Source organism: Paraburkholderia sp. RL17-368-BIF-A (assembly GCF_046054045.1).
Taxonomy (GTDB): domain Bacteria; phylum Pseudomonadota; class Gammaproteobacteria; order Burkholderiales; family Burkholderiaceae; genus Paraburkholderia; species Paraburkholderia graminis.
Genome location: NZ_JARESN010000010.1, coordinates 221404 through 241747 on the forward strand (window position 1 = coordinate 221404; position 20344 = coordinate 241747).

Consider the following 20344-nt stretch of genomic DNA (forward strand, 5'->3'; position numbering starts at 1 on the left):
GCTGATTCTGGTGCTGACTGGTGCCGGCGGCGTGCCCTTGCTGCTCTTCGTACTTCACCTTGATGTGGCCGAGGCCGCACCGCTAGCGTTACTTGCGGTTCGTCTGTCGGCGGGAATGGGACAACAGCCACAAGCGTATCGGATGCAATCAGCCAGAGCTGGTACCCAGCACTGTTGACCACGCGGGAGTCTCTCAATGAAATGGACCATATTCTTCACTACGCTCGGCATGATGGCAGGTTTGAACGTCCCCCTTAAGTCGTTCGCGACGGATGCTGAACGTCAGGCCGGGGTAGCGACGCGAGGTGCGGAAGTTATGCCGTTCAGCCTCAAGGCCACGACCCACATCTTCACCAAATCGGAAGACGGTGGGAGCCAGCAGGTAATTGCGAAAAGTCCATCTGACAGCGGCCAGACTCAGCTGATTCGTAAGCATCTGCGTGAAATCCAGAAACAGTTTCAGCGTGGTGACTTTTCGGGACCCGCCCGGACTCACGGAGCTGACATGCCTGGATTGGTGCAACTTAGCGCGGCAAAGCCCGGCCAGATATCAATTGCGTATAAAGATATCAAAGGTGGCGGCAAACTTACCTTTCACAGCGATGACCCGAATCTCGTGTCGTCAATTCACGCATGGTTCGACGCCCAGCTTTCGGATCACGGTCCTGATGCTATGGATGGGCATATGCATCATCACCAGGGGATGACGCCGCCATGAGTCCCATGCCATCGTCCTCTTCGGGGGCTGCCTTGCGTCGCAGACACTGATCGACATCCGGGTGCGTTGATAGTCAGAGCGGGAATTCCTCGAAGGCTCGCAACGCATGGGTGGCATACATCATTGATGGGCCGCCTCCCATATAGACTGCAGTGCCGAGCACGTCTTCGAGCTCGGCCCTTGTCGTACCCAGGGTCACCAGCGTCTGGACGTGAGAGCCGATGCAGTCGTCGCAACGGCAGGCAATGGCAATTCCTAACGCCACCAGCCCCCGCGTCTTTCGGTTAAGCGCCCCATCTTTTGTTCCGGCCGCAGCGAGTTGGCCGAATGCGGCCATCAAGTCAGGCTGTGACGCGCGCAGCGCTCGCATCTGAACCGATACCGCGCCTGTCAGGTTTTTGTAGTTGAAGATACTGCTCATGTCCGCTCCTGTAGTTGGCGAGGCCTTAAGGCTGGGAGGTCGTCAGTGACTCGATTGTTCAGCATGCCTACTTTGTATTGGCAGGTGGTGGCGCGCCGCGGTATTGCTGCTGCCACATCATGTTGTTCATCATCTCCTGCTGCATCTGCAGGTATTGGTCAGTCATGTATTGACGCTGCCGCAGTTGCTCGGGTGTCAGGCGCGAGTAGTAGCCGCCCATATGCCCCCAGCCGCCCCCCATCATTTCCGGGCCGGCCCCACCCATCATTCCTGGGCCCATTCCATGGCCCATCATCCCGGGGCCCCACATGCCGTGCATGATTGTCATCGCGCTTTGCATCGTGGCCCAGTGCTGCTCAAGTAGTTTCTGGCGTTCCTGAGGGTCTTGAGTCTTGCGAATCTGGTCCATCTGCGCTTGCATTGTCTTCATTTGCTCCTGAACCTGGGCCAGATTCTTGTCGAACTCCGCAGCGGCTGGAGGCTGCGATTTCGAACTGCTTTGCGGCGCACTTGTGTCCTTGGAGGCAGCTTGCGAGACTGCGGATGCCAGCGCGATACCGGCAGCCATCGCGACTAGAAACTTTTTCATATTTCCTCCTTTGGGAAACACGACACGCCGGCAGAGCGCGTGCAGTTATCGTGCAGACAAGGCTACATATCACCACCGACCTTCCCTTGACGCTTGTCAACGAACTAGCTTGAATCGATCGGATTCGCCGTGCGGGGGAGATGTCATTCCATCGTCTGTGACTTGACCGAGGTCAATGACTCGTCGTCCAGAGCGACGAGCATGACGAGGTGGACGCGGCTGTGGTCTGGCTGCCGGACAAGCGGAATTCGTGGGAGCAATGATGAGCAAACTTGAAATGTTTGAGCCGGCCATGTGCTGTGCGACCGGCGTCTGCGGCGTTGACGTTGACCCGGCGCTTGTTCAGTTCAGCGCTGACGTTCTTTGGCTTGCTGGACATGGTGTCGAAGTCGTTCGGCACGGCTTGGGACACGACGCGGCAGCCTTCGCGGCCAATCCCGAAGTGGTCCGGGAACTGCATGCGGGCATGGACCGCCTGCCTATCGCAACGGTGGATGGCCGGATTATCTCGGTCGGGGTGTATCCGTCACGTGCTCAACTGATTCAGAAACTGGGGCTCAAGGTTCCCACCGCCGAAAAGCTGCACCTCAAGGCCGGAGCCTGCGGTTGCAAGCCCGGCGAATGTTAACCGGCGCACCGATATGACGCTTCCTGCCGTTACAACTCGTCATCTATTTTTCACTGGCAAGGGGGGCGTCGGTAAGACGTCGCTCGCCTGCGCAACAGCGCTGCAGTTGGCCGAAAAGGGTAAGACCGTGCTGCTGGTCAGCACCGACCCAGCGTCGAATCTCGATGAGGTGCTGGAGACCCGACTTTCCGGGCAGCCAACGCCCGTCGCCCAGGTTCCAAATCTCCACGCCCTGAACATCGACCCGGCGCTGGCTGCGGCGGCCTATCGTGAACGTATGGTCAGCCCTTATCGTGGTGTGTTGCCCGGCGCGGCAATTCGCCGGATGGAGGAACAGTTTTCCGGTGGCTGCACCGTCGAGATAGCGGCGTTCGATGCCTTTGCCGACCTGCTGGGCGGTAGTACCACCGCGAGGGAGTACGACCACGTCATCTTCGATACCGCGCCCACGGGGCACACATTGCGTTTGCTTACTCTGCCCTCGGCATGGAGCAACTTCCTGTCGACGAACACAAGCGGCAATTCATGCCTCGGGCCTCTGGCAGGCCTCGAGCAAAACAGGCAACTGTATGCTGCGGCTGTTGCGGCACTGACCAGCCACGACCGCACTACTGTGGTCCTGGTGACCCGACCGGAGGCATCTGCATTCCGTGAGGCGGAGCGAACCCGTATCGAACTGGCCGACCTCGGGGTCCGAAACCTTGTGCTCGCTGTCAATGGCGTTTTCAAATCTGCGTCTCCCGACGATGATATCGCCCGCGCGATGGAGGAGCAGCAGGCTACCGCCATAAAAGCAATGCCGCAGGGTCTCGCAGCACTTCCGCGAAGCGAAACGGGATTCATTCCCAAGGGATTGGTTGGACTGGGAGCGTTAAGGGCATATTTGCACCCGGAGCAGATTTCCGCGCCCAGGACAGATACCGCGTTGAGCATGAAGTTGCCCGGCGGTCTTTTACCGCTCATTGACGTCCTTGAAAAGGCGGGACATGGCCTTGTCATGACGATGGGCAAGGGGGGCGCGGGCAAGACGACAGTGGCTGCCGCAATAGCGCTTGAACTGGCGCAGCGCGGGCATGCAGTCCTGCTATCCACCACGGACCCGGCCGCACACGTGGCGTGGACGCTCCAGGAATGCCTTCCAGGCCTGAGGGTGAGCCGCATTGACCCGGAACTGGAAGTCAACCGCTATCGCGATGAGGTTCTTGGCAAGGCTGGTGCTCAACTGGATTCCCAGGCGAAGGCGATGCTCGAGGAAGACCTGCGTTCGCCGTGCACCGAAGAGATAGCGATTTTTCGCGCGTTCGCGCGTACGGTGGATGAAGCCCGGGATTCGTTCGTCATCCTCGACACGGCCCCGACTGGGCACACGATTCTGTTGATGGACTCCGCAGAGGCCTACCATCGCGACGTCATGCGCACTCAGGGTGATATGCCCGAAGCGGTTCGTCAGCTATTGCCGCGTCTGCGGGACCCCCAGTTTACGCACGTGATAATTGTGACGCTCGCAGAGGCGACGCCAGTTCATGAGGCGGAACGATTACAAGCCGACCTCCGCCGGGCCCAGATTGAACCGTATGCCTGGGTCATTGACCAGAGCCTGCTGGCAAGTGGCACTCGAGACCCGGCGCTCGCTGAGCGAGGCCGGTACGAAATTCCTTACATCGAGCGCGTGGTGAGGCAGAACGCAAATCGGGCCGTGTTGCTGCCGTGGCAGGCGCACGCGCCCGTTGGTCTGCGGGGTCTGGAAGAGTTGGCGCGCGGACATCAGCGGGCGAAGCAAAGCTCGTAGCGACGTGCGCGCACTCACTGACACCAGACGCCACAGACTGACCCCAAAAAACAGCCACCACGACTCTGGCGGCCGAGCAGGGTATCGCAGAAAGGCGGATTCGCCTAAAGTGGCCGCCGCAAAAAATTAAAACCTTGTTCGCTAGATATGTCTTTACTCATTCGTATCATCGAAGCTCCTCACTTTCAAAATGGCCTAAAACGCCCGACACCTGAACTAGCTTGCCTCCATGGGTGATGGTCCCGCTCGCGGCAAAACGTTCTGGCCGATGGTCGTCGTTATTTTCCTCAACGATGGCATGCCCCCATACGTCATAGCCGCGGTACTTCTGCGATTGCATTAGCGGACGACGTGGGCGGATGCCGCGTGGCCTCTCACGCGAAGCACGTTGCCTTCCGGCGTGGTTTGCCGCGGAATCTCGGACATGTCCGGTTCGTCCATGCGCAAGGTTTTTTGCGCATTGCCCTGCTTCGCCACGAGCCGTGGAGCAGTTGCTAACGCGCGCGGCGAACGCACCTTCTTCGCGTGCAAGGCCACGTGGCGTCGTACTGCGAGCCTTTGTGCGGTACCCACCCGGTGCGGGGCAGTCGCGCGTGCCTCAGGCGGATTCCACACTTCCGAATAGGTGCCAGCCCCAAAAGCCGCCGGCGCGAACGCCACGGCCAGTAACGCAACTCCAAGTTTTCTCACGATTTCCCCTTGCCTGCTTCTCTCTGCTGCCACTCTTTGCAACCCATCGGCTGATGCATGCATCCACCGCGACAGCCGGCGCAATAGTGGCGGTCCCGAATGGCTTCGGTGACTCGCCATGCATTTGCAGTGACTGGACTCGCTGTACCAACGGTACGGCCGTTCTCGGCGGCGTAAAACGTCGGCTCGCCGGCCTTGCCACGGCGAATCGCCTCGTTGATTTCCTGCTCGCCGAACGCTGATTTCATCTGCGCCACAAACGCCGCAATTTCCGGCATCGGATGGCTGACCGGTTCACGGATACGCAAATCCATCCGTCTCGCTCCCGAAAAAAGTGCCTGTTCGCCGTTACGGAAATCCGTGTAGGATACTGTACATCCATACAGGTTTTCCCGCAATGACATCCCCCTTGCCGTCCCCCGAAGCGATACACCCGTCCCTGTGGCGGGCGTCGCAGCTCGCGCGGGGCCGGGGGCGGGTGGTCGATACGGGCTATCCGGCGCTCTCTTCCGAACTGCCTGGAGGCGGGTGGCCGGTCGGTGCGCTGGTAGACCTGCTTGTCCAGCAACCAGGCGTGGGTGAACTGCGGCTGCTGCGGCCCGCGCTGAGTGCCGTAGACGACCGCCCAGTCGCATTTCTGCAGCCGCCGCATACCCCGGACGGCCTAGGGCTCAGCTACATCGGTCTGTCGCTCGAGCAGGTGCTGCGCGTGAAGGCGCAGAAAACCGCGGATGCACACTGGTCCGCGGAACAGATTCTCCGCGCGGGAAGCTGCGGTGCGCTGATTTTCTGGGCGCAGTACGCGCAGGCTTCATCGCTGCGGCGCCTGCATCTGGCCGCGCAGTCGTCGGAAACGCTATTCGTCATGGTGCGCCCGCTTGCGAGCGCACAGGACGCGTCGCCAGCGCTCCTGCGCCTGGCGCTCAAACCATCGGCCGACGGGCTAACCGTCGACATCGTGAAACGACGAGGGCCCTCGCGCACGGAGCCTCTCTCGATTCCCCTTCAACCCACTCCTGTTCTGCTGTCACGACATGCGCGTCTTTCTCGCCGCTCACCTGCCGAAGTTGCCGCTCGAAGTCTTCAGACCGAGGTGGTCGCCTGAGCCGCTTCACGGCAGCGTCGTGCTCGAGAAGGACAAGGTCGTCATCGCGGACAGCGTCGCGCGCGCGGCAGGCGTGCGGCTCGGGATGAAGCGCGGTGGCGTGCTGACGCTCTCACCGGACACGGAAATGCACGAGCGCGACTTCGCCCGCGAGCGGGCGGCGCAGCGCGATGTCGGCATTGCGCTGATGCGCTTTTCGCCCGAAGTCGCGCTGCTCGATGAAGCGACCGTTGTCGTCGAGGTCGGCGCAAGCCTGCGCCTCTTTGGCGGACTGCTCGCGCTGTGCCGCGAAGCCAAGGCGCTGCTCGCCACGCTTGGTCTTACCGCGCGCATCAGCGCCGCACCAACCGGCCAGGGCGCATGGCTGCTGGCCCGCCATGCGAAAGGGCATGGTGCGCGGCGCGTGCTCAAACTCTCCACGCTCGAACAGCGGCTTGCCAGTCTGCCCATGGTCGCCGTCCCCGAAGTACGGCAGTTCGCCGACTGGTTCAGCGGGCTCGGCTGCGGAACCATCGCCGACATCCGCCGGTTGCCGCGCGCCGGACTGCAGCGGCGCTGTGGCGAACACCTGCTCGATTCGCTCGACCGCGCGTTTGGCACCGCGCCGGAACTCTTCGACTGGCTGGAACTGCCGCCCACGTTTTCCGCGCGCATCGAGATGCCGGACCGGCTCGAACACGCGGACGGCGCAGTCTTCGGCGCACACCGGCTTATCGTGCAACTGTGCGGGTGGCTCTGCGCAAAGCAGCTCGCGGTGAGCGCGGTGCGCCTGTCGCTCGAGCACGAGCGCGGGCGTGACGCCATCGAACCGACCAGCATCGACATTGCACTGGGTGAGCCCACCTGGCGGGAAGAGCACCTCGTGAGGCTGCTCAAGGAGCGGCTGCATCGCATCGAGCTCACCGCGCCGGTTATTGCATTGCGTCTTGACGCATCAAAGGTCGAGTCAGCTGCGCCGGCGTCCGACACGCTTTTCCCCGAGCCGGGGGGCTCGAAGGAAGACCACGCACGGCTACTCGAATTACTCGTCGCGCGGCTCGGTGAGGACAATGTGCTGCGGCCGGCGCCAAGCGCTGACCATCGCCCCGAAGTTGCCAACTCATGGGTGCCGGTCACCGAAACCGCGAAGCCTGTGGTCATCCCGGAGGGCCTGCCGCGACCGACGTGGATGCTCGATACGCCGGTGCGCCTGCTCATGCGCCAGCACCGCCCGTTCTATGGTTCGCCGCTGCGGATGGTGTCGCCGGGCGAGCGCATCGAGGCGGGCTGGTTCGATGGCGAGCTGGTTACACGCGACTACTTCGTCGCCCAGGCCGACGACCAGAGCTGTTACTGGATTTACCGCGAGCGCGTGAGCAGCCGTGACGCCGAAGAAGACCAGCGCTGGTTCCTGCACGGCCTCTTTGGATGACGCGCCGTGGACACCACCTTCACCATGCTGCCGGCGTATGCCGAGCTTTTCTGCCTGTCGAACTTCTCGTTCCTGCGCGGTGCCTCGCACGCGGAGGAACTCGCTGAGCGCGCCGCGCAGCTCGGCTATTCGGCGCTCGCGATTACCGACGAATGTTCGCTCGCTGGCGTCGTGCGGGCGCACGTGGCGGCGAAAGAAGCGAAGCTGCCGTTCATCGTCGGCTCGTACTTCCGTCTGGTGAACGCGGACGGTTCGCCGGCATTCGGACTCATCCTGCTTGTCAGAAATCGCGAAGGATATGGCAACCTCTCCGAGCTCATCACGCTCGCCCGCACGCGCGCGCCGAAAGGCGAATACCGGCTCACGCCACAAGACCTGTCGCGGCCCGACAAGGAATACCGGCACCTGCTGGGCGTGCCGGATTGCCTGGCTATTCTGGTACCGAGCTTCGCCGCAAAGGAAGACGTGCTCGACGCGCAGGTCGAATGGCTGGACGAGACATTTCCGGGGCGCGCATGGGTCGGTCTCGTGCTGCATCAGCGCGCCATGGACGACATTCACCGTGGCGCGGTGGAGTTCGTCGCGCGCAACCGCGACGTGCCGGTGGTCGCACTCGGCGAAGTGCTGATGCACGTGCGCTCGAGGAAACCCCTGCAGGACACGATAACCGCCATCCGGGTCGGCAAGCCGGTTCATGAATGCGGCTACGACCTCGCGCCCAATGCCGAGCAGCATCTGCGCTCGCGCTTGCGGCTCGCCAATCTGTATTCACCGGATGCGCTTGCCGCAACGGTCGACATTGCCGCGCGCTGCACGTTCTCCCTGGACGAATTGCGCTACGAGTATCCGGACGAACTGGTGCCGCCCGGATTCACGCCCGCCGCCTATCTGCGACAGGAGACGTACATCGGCGCACAGCGGCGCTTTCCGTCGGGCATTCCGCATCACGTGCAGGAGCAGATTGAGCACGAGCTTGAACTGATTGGCGACCTGCAGTACGAGCCGTATTTTCTGACGGTCTACGACCTGGTGCGCTTTGCGCGCAGTCAGCACATCCTGTGTCAGGGGCGAGGGTCGGCGGCCAATTCCGCAGTGTGCTACTGCCTCGGTGTCACGGAGGTGGACCCCGCACGCGGCAACATGCTTTTCGAGCGCTTCATCTCGAAAGAGCGCGGGGAGCCGCCTGACATCGACGTCGACTTCGAGCATCAGCGGCGCGAAGAAGTGATTCAGTACATCTATCGCAAGTACGGTCGCGACCGCGCGGCGATTGCCGCTGCGGTTTCGACGTATCGTGCGCGTGGCGTCTTGCGCGAAACGGGCAAGGCGCTGGGTGTCGATATGCAGATAGTCGATGCGGTCGCCAAGTCGCATCACTGGTTCGATAACAGTGCCGACCTGCTGAAACGCTTCGAGGAATGCGGGTTGAATCCAGACACGCCGCTCATCCGCGCGTGGGCCACGCTCGCCGCGCAACTGTATGGCTTTCCGCGGCATCTGTCGCAGCACTCAGGCGGCTTCGTCATCAGCCGCGGCAAGCTCACGCGGCTCGTTCCCGTTGAGAATGCCGCGATGCCCGAACGTAGCGTCATCCAGTGGGACAAGGACGACCTCGAATCGCTCGGACTGCTCAAGATTGATGTACTCGCGCTTGGCATGCTCTCAGCCATCCGCCGCACGCTCGACCTCGTGTCGGAGCAGCGCGGTGAGCGCTTCGAGATGCAGGACATTCCCGCGGAAGACAAGGCCACCTACGACATGATTTCGGCCGCCGACACGGTCGGCGTCTTTCAGATTGAATCGCGCGCGCAGATGTCGATGCTGCCACGCATGCGACCGCGCACGTTTTACGACCTCGTGATTGAAGTGGCCATCGTGCGGCCGGGTCCGATTCAGGGCGGAGCGGTTCATCCTTATCTGCGCCGCCGCCAGGGCTTTGAGCCGGTCACCTATCCGAGCGATGCACTGAAGACCGCACTGGGTCGCACGCTCGGCGTGCCGATTTTCCAGGAGCAGGTGATGCAGGTGGCCATTCTCGCCGCGGGCTTCACCGCGGGCGAGGCAGACCAGCTGCGCCGCGCAATGGCCGCGTGGAAGCGCAAGGGTGGCCTCGGAAAATACTATGACCGCATCGTCCTTGGGATGCAGGAGCGGGGTTATGACCTTGCGTTTGCCGAAGCCATCTTCGAACAGATAAAGGGCTTCGGCGAGTATGGTTTTCCGGAAAGCCATGCGGCGAGTTTCGCGCTGCTCGTGTACGCGAGCAGCTGGCTGAAATGTCACGAGCCTGAGGCATTTCTCGCCGCGATGCTCAACAGCCAGCCGATGGGCTTTTATTCACCGTCGCAACTCGTGCAGGATGCGCAGCGCCACGGCGTCAAGGTGCTGCCGGTCGATGTGACCATTAGCGGGTGGAATTCGTCCCTGGAACGTATGGCCAACGAGAAGCGGCCCGCAGTGCGCCTGGGTCTCTCGCTGCTGCGTGGCATGAAGGAAGGCACGGCCGAGCGGATTGAGAACTCGCGCGCGGTACGGCCTTTCGCGAGCGTGAAGGACCTCGCGCGCCGCGCGGCGCTCGACCGTCGGGACCTGCATATTCTCGCCGACGCGAATGCGTTCGCCGCGCTTGCCGGCAACCGGCGCGAGGCGCTCTGGCAGTCGGTGGCCGCTGTCCCTGAGAAAGACATGCTGGCCGCCGCGGCCGTCGAGGATGAAACGCCGGAACTCGGCGCGCCCTCGGAAGCGAACGACATCGTGGCGGACTATCGCTCGGTGGGCCTGACGCTCGGTCGTCATCCGCTGGAACTGTTGCGCCCGCAGTTGCTCGCCAATCGCCTCATGCCCGCGGCCACGTTGCGCACCTACCGGGACGGCCGGCTTGCGCGCGGCTGTGGTCTCGTCACCGTGCGCCAGCGGCCTGGCACGGCCAAGGGCGTGGTGTTCGTTACGCTTGAAGACGAAACGGGCAACGTGAACGTCATCATCTGGCCGAGTCTGCTCGAGAAGCAGCGCAAGGAGGCGCTCAGTGCGTCGCTGCTCGCCGTCTACGGGGTCTGGCAGTGTCAGGGCGAAGTGCGCCATCTGGTAGCGCAGCGGCTCGTCGACATGTCGCATCTGCTGGGCGGCCTGCATTCTGTCAGCAGGAATTTCTGCTGACGCTTGGCCGCTTCATGCGGTTGCCGACGCCGACCGCCGGCGAGCAGTAAAGGTGTAGATTCGGTGTAGATTCCAGCCAAAGGCCCTTCATCAGCGGCCCACTCATGTGAGGGATACCGGAGGAACCGATGTGCTACTCGGCCCAGATAGTCGCGGACTACCGAAAATTTGTGCGGACCTTCGGCGCCATCATGGACATTCATGAGTTTGCGCGCCTGTTTTTTGAGCGGGCCGAAGACATCAGCAAGGCGAAGGTACCGAAGGCCGTGGAGGCCGCATTCGCGCAACCAGAGAACGAAGCGGAACGAGAAATCGCTACCCTCATCGGCCGGTTCAATGCTGCACAGGCGACAAAGCTCGAGCAGGAACTGTTCAAACAGCGCAAGCGGCTGGCCGATGCCGAGCGTACGCTGCAGACGAAAATTACGAAGGCGGCCACCGAAAGTCGGCGCATAGCGACCGACAAGATTGCCTGGGCCAAAGCCAGAATTGACGACCTCCAGCGCACGGAGCCTGAACCGCGGGACTCGCGCATTTTCCCAGGTCACTACGCGCCCGTGATGATTTCAGAAAAGGGAAAGCGCGTCGTCAAGCCGATGCGTTATCAATGCCGCATTGCAGGCAAACCGGCGTCTTACGATATCAAATTCCCCGGAACCTATAACGCCCGCAGGGACAGCCTGCAAGGATTCTGGAAACCGTGCTTTGGACATACTCACGGCATTCTGCTGGTCGAGGTCTTTTACGAGAACGTGAGCAAAGCCAAATTTGAAGGCACGCTTCTCGAGACGCACGAGCGCGACGAGAACGTAGTGCTCGAATTCCGTCCGGCAAACGGCGAACTGATGCACGTGGCTTGCCTCTGGTCGCGATGGACTGCGCCCGGTGAGCCCGACTTACTCTCGTTCGCCGCTATCACCGACGAGCCGCCACCGGAGATTGCAGCTGCCGGTCACGACCGGTGCATCATCCCCATCAAGCCGGAAAACGTCGACGCCTGGCTCAACCCTGACCCGTCGAACCTCGAGGCAATGTACGCGATACTGGACGACAGGGACCGGCCATACTACAAGCATCGGCTGGCCGCCTGACTCCGTTTAACCGAACTATGGCTGATGCGACAGAGTGAACAACCCGCTTAACCTTGACCTGCGCGCCCGCGCGGAACTGCTTGCCTACCTCGTCGCAGCGCATCTGCTTGCCCGGCAGATGACGGGCGAATGGCTGTCGGTCGAGCATGTCGTCGAGTCAACGCAGCTCTGGCTCAAAACGAACGGGGGAGGCGCCGATGTCATGCAGCGCGTGATGCTGTCCGCCCAGGCAGTGGATATCGCCCGACGTCTCGAGAAGACATTGCAACCGGCCGTGACGCCCAAATCCGTCCCGGCGCTCTTTTGCGAAAACCTGCGGCTCGACTTCCGCTCGCCCCTGGCGCGGGAAATCTACCAGCACTGCCTCACGCACCTGGTTGATTCGGGCTCCTTCTGAAGCAAATTTTCACTGCCTAGAGACACCTTCTTTTGCGTCGTTTGCTTCGATGCGCGGCAGCTACCATGCCGCCGGCAACTTCGTAGGCAAGCTTCATGCGGCGGCCCGGCACAATCGCGTAGTCCGCGTCCTGTACAAGGCGCTCCAGCACCGCAGCGTAATCGGGTCGGCGCGCCTTAAGCCATTGCGCGATGACGGCGTCGCGAACCCATCCTCTGGCCCAACCGGCAGCCAAAGTCAGCAATAGCAGGTTCTCGTCATGGCGAGACCGCAGGCATTGCGCATCCTGCTGTAGTGCGGTGAGTCGTTGCACGATGCCACCCAGTCGACGCACGCAATCAGGATGCGAAACGTGACCATGCGCAGCATCTACGCGCATGCTCGCGGGCGTCGCTGCCAGCAGTGCGCGAGCGAAATCGCCGGTGAGATTGTCCTGCCGGACCATCATGGAGACGGCCTCAACCTGGCGCGCCGGGGACATTTTCTCGAGCGCCTGCGCTGTCCGTGCTGGCAGCGTTTGTTCCGCCACCATCGCTGCGGCTTCGGGGCAGAGATTCACGGGCACCGGATTGCCTGAGCTAACGGTGCGGCATATGAATCGTGGACGCTGCACTTTCTTCATCACGGACAGCCGGTCAGGCGCTCGTGAAGAAGCCGGGGAAGCGTCGTGAAGCCCCGGGTGTTCATTAGCGCGACGAACCCCTGGTCACGCATCAGCTCGCTCAGAGTGTCGAGTACCACCGTAACTTCGCGGTCGGTATCGCTCATGCGACTCACGATGTTGCGTTGTCTGCGCAGTTCCTGTGTCAGAACCGATTGCGCCTTCGACTCCGAAGTTGGGCGACCGCGCGCGCCTGGCGTATGAGGCACCGTCTTGTCATGCCGACCACCAGGTGCAGCTTTCCCCGCGACACTTCGTGCACCGCCGTGTGCCGGCTTCATTGTCCGCTCCCGGTCGTGCCATCAACCGGCGTTATTGCGAGGGGTACGCGCTCGGCGATAGCCAGCAGTGAGCGCAGGTCGGGCCGCTGGTACATGCCGAAATGCGTCTGTCCGTGGCGGCAGACAACGGTGAATGCTCCAGGCACCAGACTGCCTCGCGGGAAGATATGGAAGTCGAGCAGGTCTGTGCCTGCCCGTTCAATGCGGCCATAGACAAGGAAGTCGACAGGGAAGCTGTCCGGCCAACGTGCGACCCAATAGGGCAGGTGGCCGCCGATGAGCCACGGGCTGCGAACGGCAAGGTTCAGTCTCAGCCAGTTGTCGACGCAAAATGTGCTGGTGTGCTTTTCGTAACGGACTTCGTGGCCGTGGGACTGCAACGTCTGAATGGCGACCTGCGAGACCTGTTGTTCAATTTTTCTCTCTGCGTGCCTGTTCGCAGAGCGCTCCGGGGCCAGCTTCGGCACATACCCGACTGCCTCATACGCGTCGTAGAGACTACCGAACTCCCGCATGACCTGCTCAACGGACGGGGCGCTGCGATAACGTCTCAGCGTGGCCTGATTGAGCTCGCCGGCCCGCCTGATGACCTTGTGCAGGCCATCGAGAATTTCCTCACGTGTGGGTTTGCGCCGGGCGGAATTCATTCGTTTCTGGACGGAAGCGAATACACGCCTTTCCACCACTGGTTCGAACGCATCCTCAACGCGTATCCAGTCGTGCTGGGGCACCTGCTCCCACTTGCCGTCAAGTTTTGACGAGGTCCGGCTGTAGACGTTCGTGCCGATATACGCCTCACTGCGAAGAATCCGGCGGATGTTCTGCGCCTGCCAGGGGCGCCCGTGACGGTTGCGCAGGCCAAACTCATTGAGCCGCCTCGCGATACCCGCCCCGGTCACCGGTTGCGTTGCATACCATTCGTACATCTTCCTGACGAGCGACGCCTCGGTCGCCGGTGCAGGTGCGATGACGACACGGTCGGTTTGCACGCTCTTGTACTCGTACTGACCAAGCGGACGTCTCTGCTCGCGCTTGCCGTCAAGAAGGATGCGCTGCAGTCCGTAGCCGGGCGGCCCACCGGCATGAAATCCGCGTTGAGCGTTAAGGCACTGCCCCAGGAACACCTTGCGGGACATCTCCCGGCTGAATTCCGCGGCCATCGCCCGCTTGAGTGCCTTGATGACGGATGTCGCCGGACTTCCGTCATTTGCGAAAGACTCGGCCACATAAATGACTTCGACACCCGCGCGCCTGCACGCGTATTCATAGAACGCCGCCTCGTCGACATCCTGGAAGCGTCCCCATCGGCTTACGTCGAAGACCAGCACCTTGCTGAACTTGCGTTTGGGGTTTTCAACGTCGAGCAGAAGCTGCACAAGCGCAGGCCGCTGCCGGAAGGTCAGCCCGCTGATACCGGCGTCCTCATAATCGGTAACGACGTGGATGTTGTGTGCGCGTGCGTACTCGGCGATAGCCTGCCGCTGGAGTACCGGCGAATATTCCTGATGGTCGGTCGACATGCGGATGTACTGCGCGGCACATAGGCGCACGACGGGTCCTGCTCGATGGCGAGGTCCGGAAGGCATGCCGCATGTCCAGTGGTGCCACACGTCAGTGATAGCGTTTTTGCCGGGTAAGTCAAGTCAAGACGCGCCAGCTCCCATGACGCGCCATATGCAGATCGCGGCCCGGCTGCTGGGTTTGTCGTGAAGAGCGGACGTTGGCAGCAGGTCCGATGCACGGTGACCGCGCTTTTCCATCCGCTAATGCAATTCGCGTCCCCGAGGTGCGGTGCAGGCTATGTGGAGGCATGTTTGCTGGGATTTCATCGCGTGACCAATATGCTGAGCGCTCTCTCCGGATCGAGTGCCAGCCGCGACCGTCTCTCGCCACTTGGAAAGCACGCGTTATATCAGAGACGAGCGCATGGTGCCGCGGCCGCGGCAAAAACACACGTGACCCACATCGACAATAAGCGACTATAAGAACGGGAGGTGAGCGGAGAGCGTGAAAGCCGCATGCGGAAGGTCAGCGGCGCTTTTCCGTTTGCCTTATGGCACGAATCGTCTAAAGTATTCGTGAGCCTAACAGGATATAAATCATGGATAGACACCGTCGTATTGGCTCCGAGCATCCGCTTTTCCAGGAGATGGCGGCCCTGACTTCAACAGTACGCATTATGCGTCGGGCCAGAGGCAGGAAAAACCCCGAAGACGTTGCCTTCGGCTCGCCCGAGTGCGACGCGCTGAGCGCGGAATTTATGCGCGACGTATGTAAAGCGATGGGGGGCGATTCCGATGAGTTGAACCGCTTGGACCTCTGAGGCGCCCGACAAAAGTCGACTTCCGGCAGTGGAAGGTGTCAGAAGTACTAAACGAACAACGCCAAGCCGCGAATCGAGTAGCCAAAAATGTGCGGTTAGTCGTTTTTTGGACCCCTAGTCCTGTCGCACCGCGCTCGCAGTTCTTCCGATGGTTATTCAAGTTGCAGTAGCCCAATCAACCTGTCAACGTCGGCAAAGCACGCAAGAGGTGCGACGTCGCGAGAGAACCAACGCATATCGCCCGGCGATAGGGCACGCTCCTCCCGCAGCGCGAACCGATCGGAGCGCCGTAGGTCGCCGACGGTCAGAGACCCGCGCGTTCGTTTTCACGTCGCGTCAGGCTCTGTGAACGCAGCAGGCCTAGACACCTGAAAGTCCGCCCGCAGCGCAGCCTTTTCAATCTGGTCGCATGCAGATGGTGGTGCGGCGCATGTCAACCCGATTTCCTATCCACGCGGGGCGCAGTCAGATAAGGCGCGTATTTCAACAGGTAAAGGACCAGCGCTGCTATCCAACAAACGGCCGCCGCATCGACCCATGCGCCCGTTGCACTAACGGCTAACAAGGGCCCAAAGACGCGCAGAAGGGCGGCCGCGATCATCAGCCAATAGCTCGCGATTTCTGCGCGGCCCGCGACCAACATTCGTCCTGTATGACCGAGCGCAGTGCGTGTGATCATTGCGATGATCGCGCAGCCCATTGCCCCAACCGTTAGCGCGTGAATCGCAAGAGAGTGCGGCACGATTCCGGTTGCCGCCAACGCGAGCATCACAAGGCCGACGGGAATCCACGCGTAGGCTGCATGAAGAATCCAGAGAATTGGCCGTGAAAGGACTAGCCACGAATGCCAGCCTGCGATTCTCGCCGCGTTGATCGCGGCTGCAATGCCTGCGCTGGCGACAATTAACGCGGAGGGCGCGGCGAGAGCATCGGCAATCAACGCCACGATGACGGTCGGCGCGGCGAGCATTTCCACGGACTTCCAGCGTTTTGCCGAGACTCCAGGCATCGCGTTCATCGTGAACATCGGGATCACGCGTCCGGCGATGACCGTCACGAACATGATCGCGAGGCCGGTTGCCGCATAAGCGGCGCGCAACGCGAGGTCCGCGCGGCCGTGCCACAGCCACCAGTGGAAAAGCGCATTCAGCAAGCCGAGCGCGGCCAGCGCCACGGGCAGAAACAGATTGCGGCGATTGCGCGCGGCGAGCAGCACGCGCAGCAGCACGATGGCGGCAACCGGGAGAAAGGCGGTGTCGACTAACGCAGCGAGCGGTTGCGGGGCGAGCCACAGCAGCACGCGGCCGCCGGCCCACAGCAGCCAAAGCCATCCGAGCGAGGGCCCCCGCAGCGTATCGAGCGAGGTCCATGCGCGTACCGCCGTGAGCAGGAAACCGACGACGATCGCGGCGACGAAGCCGAAGATCATCTCGTGGACATGCCATATCATCCCGTTCATCGCTGTCGAGCGGCCTGCAACGGGATAGCCGTGCAGCGCGAGCAGCCACAGTGCGACGGCGATGATCCCAAAGGCGGCGCCGCCAAGATAGAACGGCCGAAAGCCGAGTCGCAGGACCGGCAGCGCGCCGGCATCGCGCGACGAATTCAATGAGGCAGGTTCGCCGGTCTCCATCATGCTTCTCCAGAGATACAGATTGCGTACATCTTAAGCCGCACCCGGGCCCGATTTCGGGTTCCCACGCTGCGATTGTTGACATGACTCAGATGGACACGTCGAACCGTGGCTGACGCCCATTACCGCCTGGCTCAGGAGTCGTCGCGAAGTCAGGAGATCGCCGCGAATTCCCGGAATGCGCGCAGGGATGCATGAGACCAGTCGTGAAGCCCTTTTTGCCGACGCGCGCGTCTGCGTCTCTTCCACCCGCCGCGATCATGCTGCCCGAGCGACCGCATAGGCGGCCGCTTGCACGCGCGAACTGAGCTTTAATTTCCGGAGGATGTGCTGCACATGGATCTTCACCGTCGCTTCGGCAATGTTCAGCGCTCGCGCGATTTCCTTGTTGGTCCTGCCCCGCGTGATATAGCCAAGAATTTCGTCCTCGCGCGCGGACAGACTATGAATCGGGTCCTGCCCGGCCGAAGCGTCATCCGCTTTTGCCGCGCTTTGCAGTGACTGAAACGCGGTCACCAGCTTACCCGTCATCTCCGGGCTGATCGCGGATTCGCCCGCCATGGTTCCGACGATCGCGGCGGCCATGCCGTCGCTGTCCACAGTCTTGAGCAGATAGCCGCGCGCGCCGCTACGCAGCGCGGCAGCCAAGTCGCGCGCGTCCTCGCTGACAGTCAGCATCAGCACTAGCGCGAGCGGCGCTGCTTCCCTCAATCCCGCGATTGCGTCTACGCCGTTCACGCCCGGCAGATGGTTGTCGAGAAGGATGACATCGGGCTGCGTCTCGGCAGCGCGTCGATAGGCTTCACCGGCATCGCCGGCCTCGGCCACCACGACGAATCGCGAATCCGCCGTCAGGAGCGCAACCACGCCACGCCGGAAAAGCGAGTGGTCGTCGACCACGAGAACGCGAATCTGTTTATGTCCGGTCATGCTGCCACTCTCCTGCGTTCGGGCAGCGTCAGCACGATGCAGGTGCCCGAGCCTGGCACCGACGCGATTTCGACGTCGGCGCCGATGCGCTCGGCCCGTTCCTGCACGATGCGCAAACCCACGTGTGTTTCGTCCAGTGCGGTCGCCTCCGTCGCGAAGCCACAGCCGTCGTCCCGGACTTCCACGCGCCACTGCGGCGTCTGCTGAACGTCGAGCCATACTTCGTGCGCCTGCGCATGCTTGCGCACGTTGGACAGCGCTTCCTGTACGACATGCAGCACCTGCACTTGCACGTCGGCGGGCAACGGAACACCCGTACCTTCGATCGACAGATGCGTGATCAATCCTGTCTGATGCTCGAACTTTTTCAGGGTGGTCTGCAGCGCAGGAACGATGTCCTCGGCGTTGGTGCGGGTGCGGAAGTGCATCAGCAGTTCGCGCACATCGGACAGGCTTTCGTGAATGCCGGCTTCGAGCTCGCCGATCGTGCGTTCGATGCTCGGCGCGTCGGCGTGCTTGAGCGCGCCGCGCAGCAGAGCGGTCTGGATTTTCATGAACGCGAGGCTTTGCGCGATCGAGTCGTGCATTTCCCGCGCGAGCAGGCTTCGCTCCGCGGCGACCGCGGCTTCGCGTTCGAGCGCGCCAGCCCTGAGCCCTTCGATTGCGACAGCCAGATGGCTCGCCATCGTTTCCAGCAACGTGCGGTCTTCGTCAGTGAGCGTAGTTGGCTCACGGTAGAACAGATCCATCTCGCCGATCATGCGCTCCTGCAGTTGTACGGGAACGCTGATGACAGTCGTGAAGCCCGCTTGTCCGCAGTCGTGCAGCGGCCCCGTACCGTTTAGCCGGATCGGGATCACGCGCGTGTCCGCGTGCGCCACGGCCTGGCCGCAATGGCAACCGCCGGTCGGAATGCACTGTTCGCGGTCGACCACATTGCGGGGAAGTCCGTCCGATGCGACCAGCAGATAACGCAGGTTCGCTTCGTCGGACCAGCGAATCGCCGATGCGTCCGCCTTCGCGGCGCGTCTCGCCTGCCTCGCGAAACCATCGGCGAGCTCGTCCAGTGTCGAGGCGTGCGCCGCAAACGCGCTCGCTTCGTACAGCGCAGTCAGTCGCGCGTGCTGCGTGGCGAGCCGTACAGTCTTCTCCTCGACCTTGACCTCGAGATTCTGGTAGAGCTCCTGCAAGGTTTCCGTCATTTCGTTGAAGCCCTCCGAGACGGCGCCGAACTCGTCGCCCGATTCGACCGCGACCCGCGCCGACAGATCGCCCTCGCGCACGCGCGTGAGGCCGGTTCTGAGCCGCTCGAGTGGATTGAAGACGAACAGATACGCCGAGTAGAGCAGCGTCACGGCACTCGCGATGGTCAGCCCGATCATGAGAACCTGCAGCAGGTTCAGGATTGTGGTCAGATAAGCTAGGCGCGCTTCGATCGCGGACGCGAGGGCGTCGATGTGCCCGACAAAGGCTTCAGCCTGTTTGGAGGCTTCGATTGGGCCCGGCGCGGGCGAAGTGATCCACGCCGACCTTACTATCTGCCAGGTGCGCTGCACGTCGGCGAAGGCCGCTGTCGAGGCGCCATCGCGCGGCATGAGCAGTGGCCGCGACGGGTCGCCGTCGCGCAAGAGCATGATGCTTTGATCGAACTGGGCGACCTGGGTCTTCGCGAGGAGCGTGTCCCCACTCGCAAGCGTCTGCGCGAGCCGCCACGTCTGCATGCGCATGCGTCCTGCTTCATTGACGGCGGCCGCGCCGCCCTCCAGTTGCCAGCTTGCCCAAAGCGTGTAGCCGATGGAGGCGAACGCCACCAGCAGCAGTATGCCGCCGATGACGCCGAGCTTGGCGGCCAGTGTCCGGAATCTGTTCATGTGCGTTTCTGGATCGCTCCAGACGGTTAAGACGGGCTCCGCGGCGCCCGATAGCTTAAGCGACATAGTCACTGGCGGGCCACCCGAAAGCACTGATCCAGATCAATTCGAAGCGGGTTCCATGGTTCGACTTGGCGTGGCGGCGCATTTCCCGATGCTATTGCGAAACCAGCGCCGGGCGATGCCCGGAAAACTGGAGCGAAGGTCACGGCTATCAGCGCGCCAGCAAACCGAGCGGATTGTGCGCGAGCGCAATGGACGCGATCAGGAGGTACAAGCTGAGTGCGCATCCATACGCGACGCCGCGGAGGACCATCGTGCGTCCGCGCTTGACGGCGAGCGAACCGGTGAAGACGTACAGCACAAGCAGCAGAAGCTTCATGCCGAGCCACGCGTCGCGCACGGGGTTCAGGCGCAGCATGAGCCACAACGTGACGCCTGCGCCCAGCAACAGCGAGTCGATGACATAGCTGAGGATCCGCCAGTGGCTGCGCATCGGCCAGACCCGGCCCGTCAGCACCGCACCGCCGCGCACCGCGAAAAAGGCGCCGCTGCAACTCACCAGCGAGACATGGCTGAATTTGAGCAGCGGATAAAAGTCGATCAACGGCATGTCGCTCCTCCGCCGAAATGCAGAGCCGGCACAATCG

Annotated in this window: 19 protein-coding genes; 9 read left to right on the plus strand and 10 right to left on the minus strand. The window is 62.2% G+C overall.

All coding sequences use genetic code 11. From position 1 onward, the window contains the following. Positions 1–196: 196 nt before the first annotated feature. Positions 197–718 (plus strand): hypothetical protein, encoded by a 522-nt coding sequence (locus tag P0D87_RS19220; protein ID WP_053860320.1) that lies wholly within the window; start codon positions 197–199, stop codon positions 716–718. 73 nt (positions 719–791) lie between these two features. Here the strand turns inward: P0D87_RS19220 and P0D87_RS19225 are convergent, their stop codons facing one another. Next, on the minus strand, positions 792–1139 hold the full coding sequence (locus tag P0D87_RS19225; RefSeq protein WP_053860321.1) for a carboxymuconolactone decarboxylase family protein: 348 nt from the start codon (positions 1137–1139) through the stop codon (positions 792–794). A gap of 67 nt (positions 1140–1206) precedes the next feature. Continuing rightward, positions 1207–1728 carry a hypothetical protein gene (locus tag P0D87_RS19230; protein ID WP_053860322.1) on the minus strand — a complete coding sequence of 174 codons (522 nt, stop codon included), beginning with the start codon at positions 1726–1728 and terminating at the stop codon, positions 1207–1209. 262 nt (positions 1729–1990) lie between these two features. Here P0D87_RS19230 and arsD point away from each other — a divergent pair, with 262 nt between their 5' ends. Beyond that, positions 1991–2356, plus strand: coding sequence for an arsenite efflux transporter metallochaperone ArsD (gene arsD / locus P0D87_RS19235; protein WP_053860862.1), 366 nt, complete (start codon positions 1991–1993; stop codon positions 2354–2356). Positions 2357–2369: 13 nt separating this feature from the next. After that, positions 2370–4145 (plus strand): arsenical pump-driving ATPase, encoded by a 1776-nt coding sequence (gene arsA / locus P0D87_RS19240; RefSeq protein WP_408636995.1) that lies wholly within the window; start codon positions 2370–2372, stop codon positions 4143–4145. Between the two features lie 686 nt (positions 4146–4831). Here the strand turns inward: arsA and P0D87_RS19245 are convergent. After that, on the minus strand, positions 4832–5149 hold the full coding sequence (locus tag P0D87_RS19245; RefSeq protein ID WP_053860325.1) for a hypothetical protein: 318 nt from the start codon (positions 5147–5149) through the stop codon (positions 4832–4834). Between the two features lie 83 nt (positions 5150–5232). Here P0D87_RS19245 and imuA point away from each other — a divergent pair, with 83 nt between their 5' ends. The 5 genes from imuA to P0D87_RS19270 all read left to right on the plus strand — a co-directional run bounded on the left by imuA (position 5233) and on the right by P0D87_RS19270 (position 11995). Further along, positions 5233–5940, plus strand: coding sequence for a translesion DNA synthesis-associated protein ImuA (gene imuA, locus P0D87_RS19250; RefSeq protein ID WP_053860326.1), 708 nt, complete (start codon positions 5233–5235; stop codon positions 5938–5940). Further along, the gene (locus P0D87_RS19255; protein WP_321175826.1) at positions 5870–7351 is read left to right on the plus strand and encodes a Y-family DNA polymerase; all 1482 of its coding nucleotides are present in this window, start codon (positions 5870–5872) and stop codon (positions 7349–7351) included. Before imuA ends, P0D87_RS19255 begins: the two co-directional genes overlap by 71 nt. Positions 7352–7357: 6 nt before the next feature. Continuing rightward, on the plus strand, positions 7358–10507 hold the full coding sequence (locus P0D87_RS19260) for an error-prone DNA polymerase (protein ID WP_053860327.1): 3150 nt from the start codon (positions 7358–7360) through the stop codon (positions 10505–10507). A gap of 128 nt (positions 10508–10635) precedes the next feature. Then, positions 10636–11598, plus strand: coding sequence for an SOS response-associated peptidase family protein (locus tag P0D87_RS19265; RefSeq protein ID WP_053860328.1), 963 nt, complete (start codon positions 10636–10638; stop codon positions 11596–11598). Positions 11599–11632: 34 nt separating this feature from the next. Beyond that, positions 11633–11995, plus strand: a complete 363-nt coding sequence (locus P0D87_RS19270) for a hypothetical protein (RefSeq protein WP_053860329.1) — start codon at positions 11633–11635, stop codon at positions 11993–11995. 16 nt (positions 11996–12011) lie between these two features. Here P0D87_RS19270 and P0D87_RS19275 read toward each other — a convergent pair whose 3' ends face one another. The 3 genes from P0D87_RS19275 to P0D87_RS19285 form a co-directional block, all read right to left on the minus strand. Then, complete coding sequence (locus P0D87_RS19275; protein ID WP_082367181.1) at positions 12012–12617, minus strand: plasmid partitioning protein RepB C-terminal domain-containing protein; 606 nt, start codon at positions 12615–12617, stop codon at positions 12012–12014. Continuing rightward, complete coding sequence (locus tag P0D87_RS19280; protein WP_321175827.1) at positions 12617–12763, minus strand: hypothetical protein; 147 nt, start codon at positions 12761–12763, stop codon at positions 12617–12619. Before P0D87_RS19280 ends, P0D87_RS19275 begins: the two co-directional genes overlap by 1 nt. A 170-nt stretch (positions 12764–12933) precedes the next feature. Next, the gene (locus tag P0D87_RS19285) at positions 12934–14523 is read right to left on the minus strand and encodes a recombinase family protein (protein ID WP_321175828.1); all 1590 of its coding nucleotides are present in this window, start codon (positions 14521–14523) and stop codon (positions 12934–12936) included. Between the two features lie 515 nt (positions 14524–15038). Between P0D87_RS19285 and P0D87_RS19290 the strand changes: the two genes are divergently transcribed. Next, on the plus strand, positions 15039–15260 hold the full coding sequence (locus P0D87_RS19290; RefSeq protein ID WP_053860331.1) for a hypothetical protein: 222 nt from the start codon (positions 15039–15041) through the stop codon (positions 15258–15260). A 433-nt stretch (positions 15261–15693) separates the two neighbouring features. On the opposite strand, the gene P0D87_RS19295 is transcribed toward P0D87_RS19290, so the two are convergent. The 4 genes from P0D87_RS19295 to P0D87_RS19310 all read right to left on the minus strand — a co-directional run bounded on the left by P0D87_RS19295 (position 15694) and on the right by P0D87_RS19310 (position 20307). Then, positions 15694–16896 (minus strand): NnrS family protein, encoded by a 1203-nt coding sequence (locus P0D87_RS19295; RefSeq protein ID WP_053860332.1) that lies wholly within the window; start codon positions 16894–16896, stop codon positions 15694–15696. Positions 16897–17151: 255 nt separating this feature from the next. Next, entirely contained in the window at positions 17152–17823 is a 672-nt protein-coding gene (locus P0D87_RS19300) for a response regulator (protein WP_053860333.1), read from the minus strand. Continuing rightward, positions 17820–19694, minus strand: a complete 1875-nt coding sequence (locus P0D87_RS19305) for a type IV pili methyl-accepting chemotaxis transducer N-terminal domain-containing protein (RefSeq protein WP_053860334.1) — start codon at positions 19692–19694, stop codon at positions 17820–17822. Before P0D87_RS19305 ends, P0D87_RS19300 begins: the two co-directional genes overlap by 4 nt. Before the next feature lie 214 nt (positions 19695–19908). Further along, entirely contained in the window at positions 19909–20307 is a 399-nt protein-coding gene (locus tag P0D87_RS19310; RefSeq protein ID WP_053860335.1) for a SirB2 family protein, read from the minus strand. Positions 20308–20344: the final 37 nt, after the last annotated feature.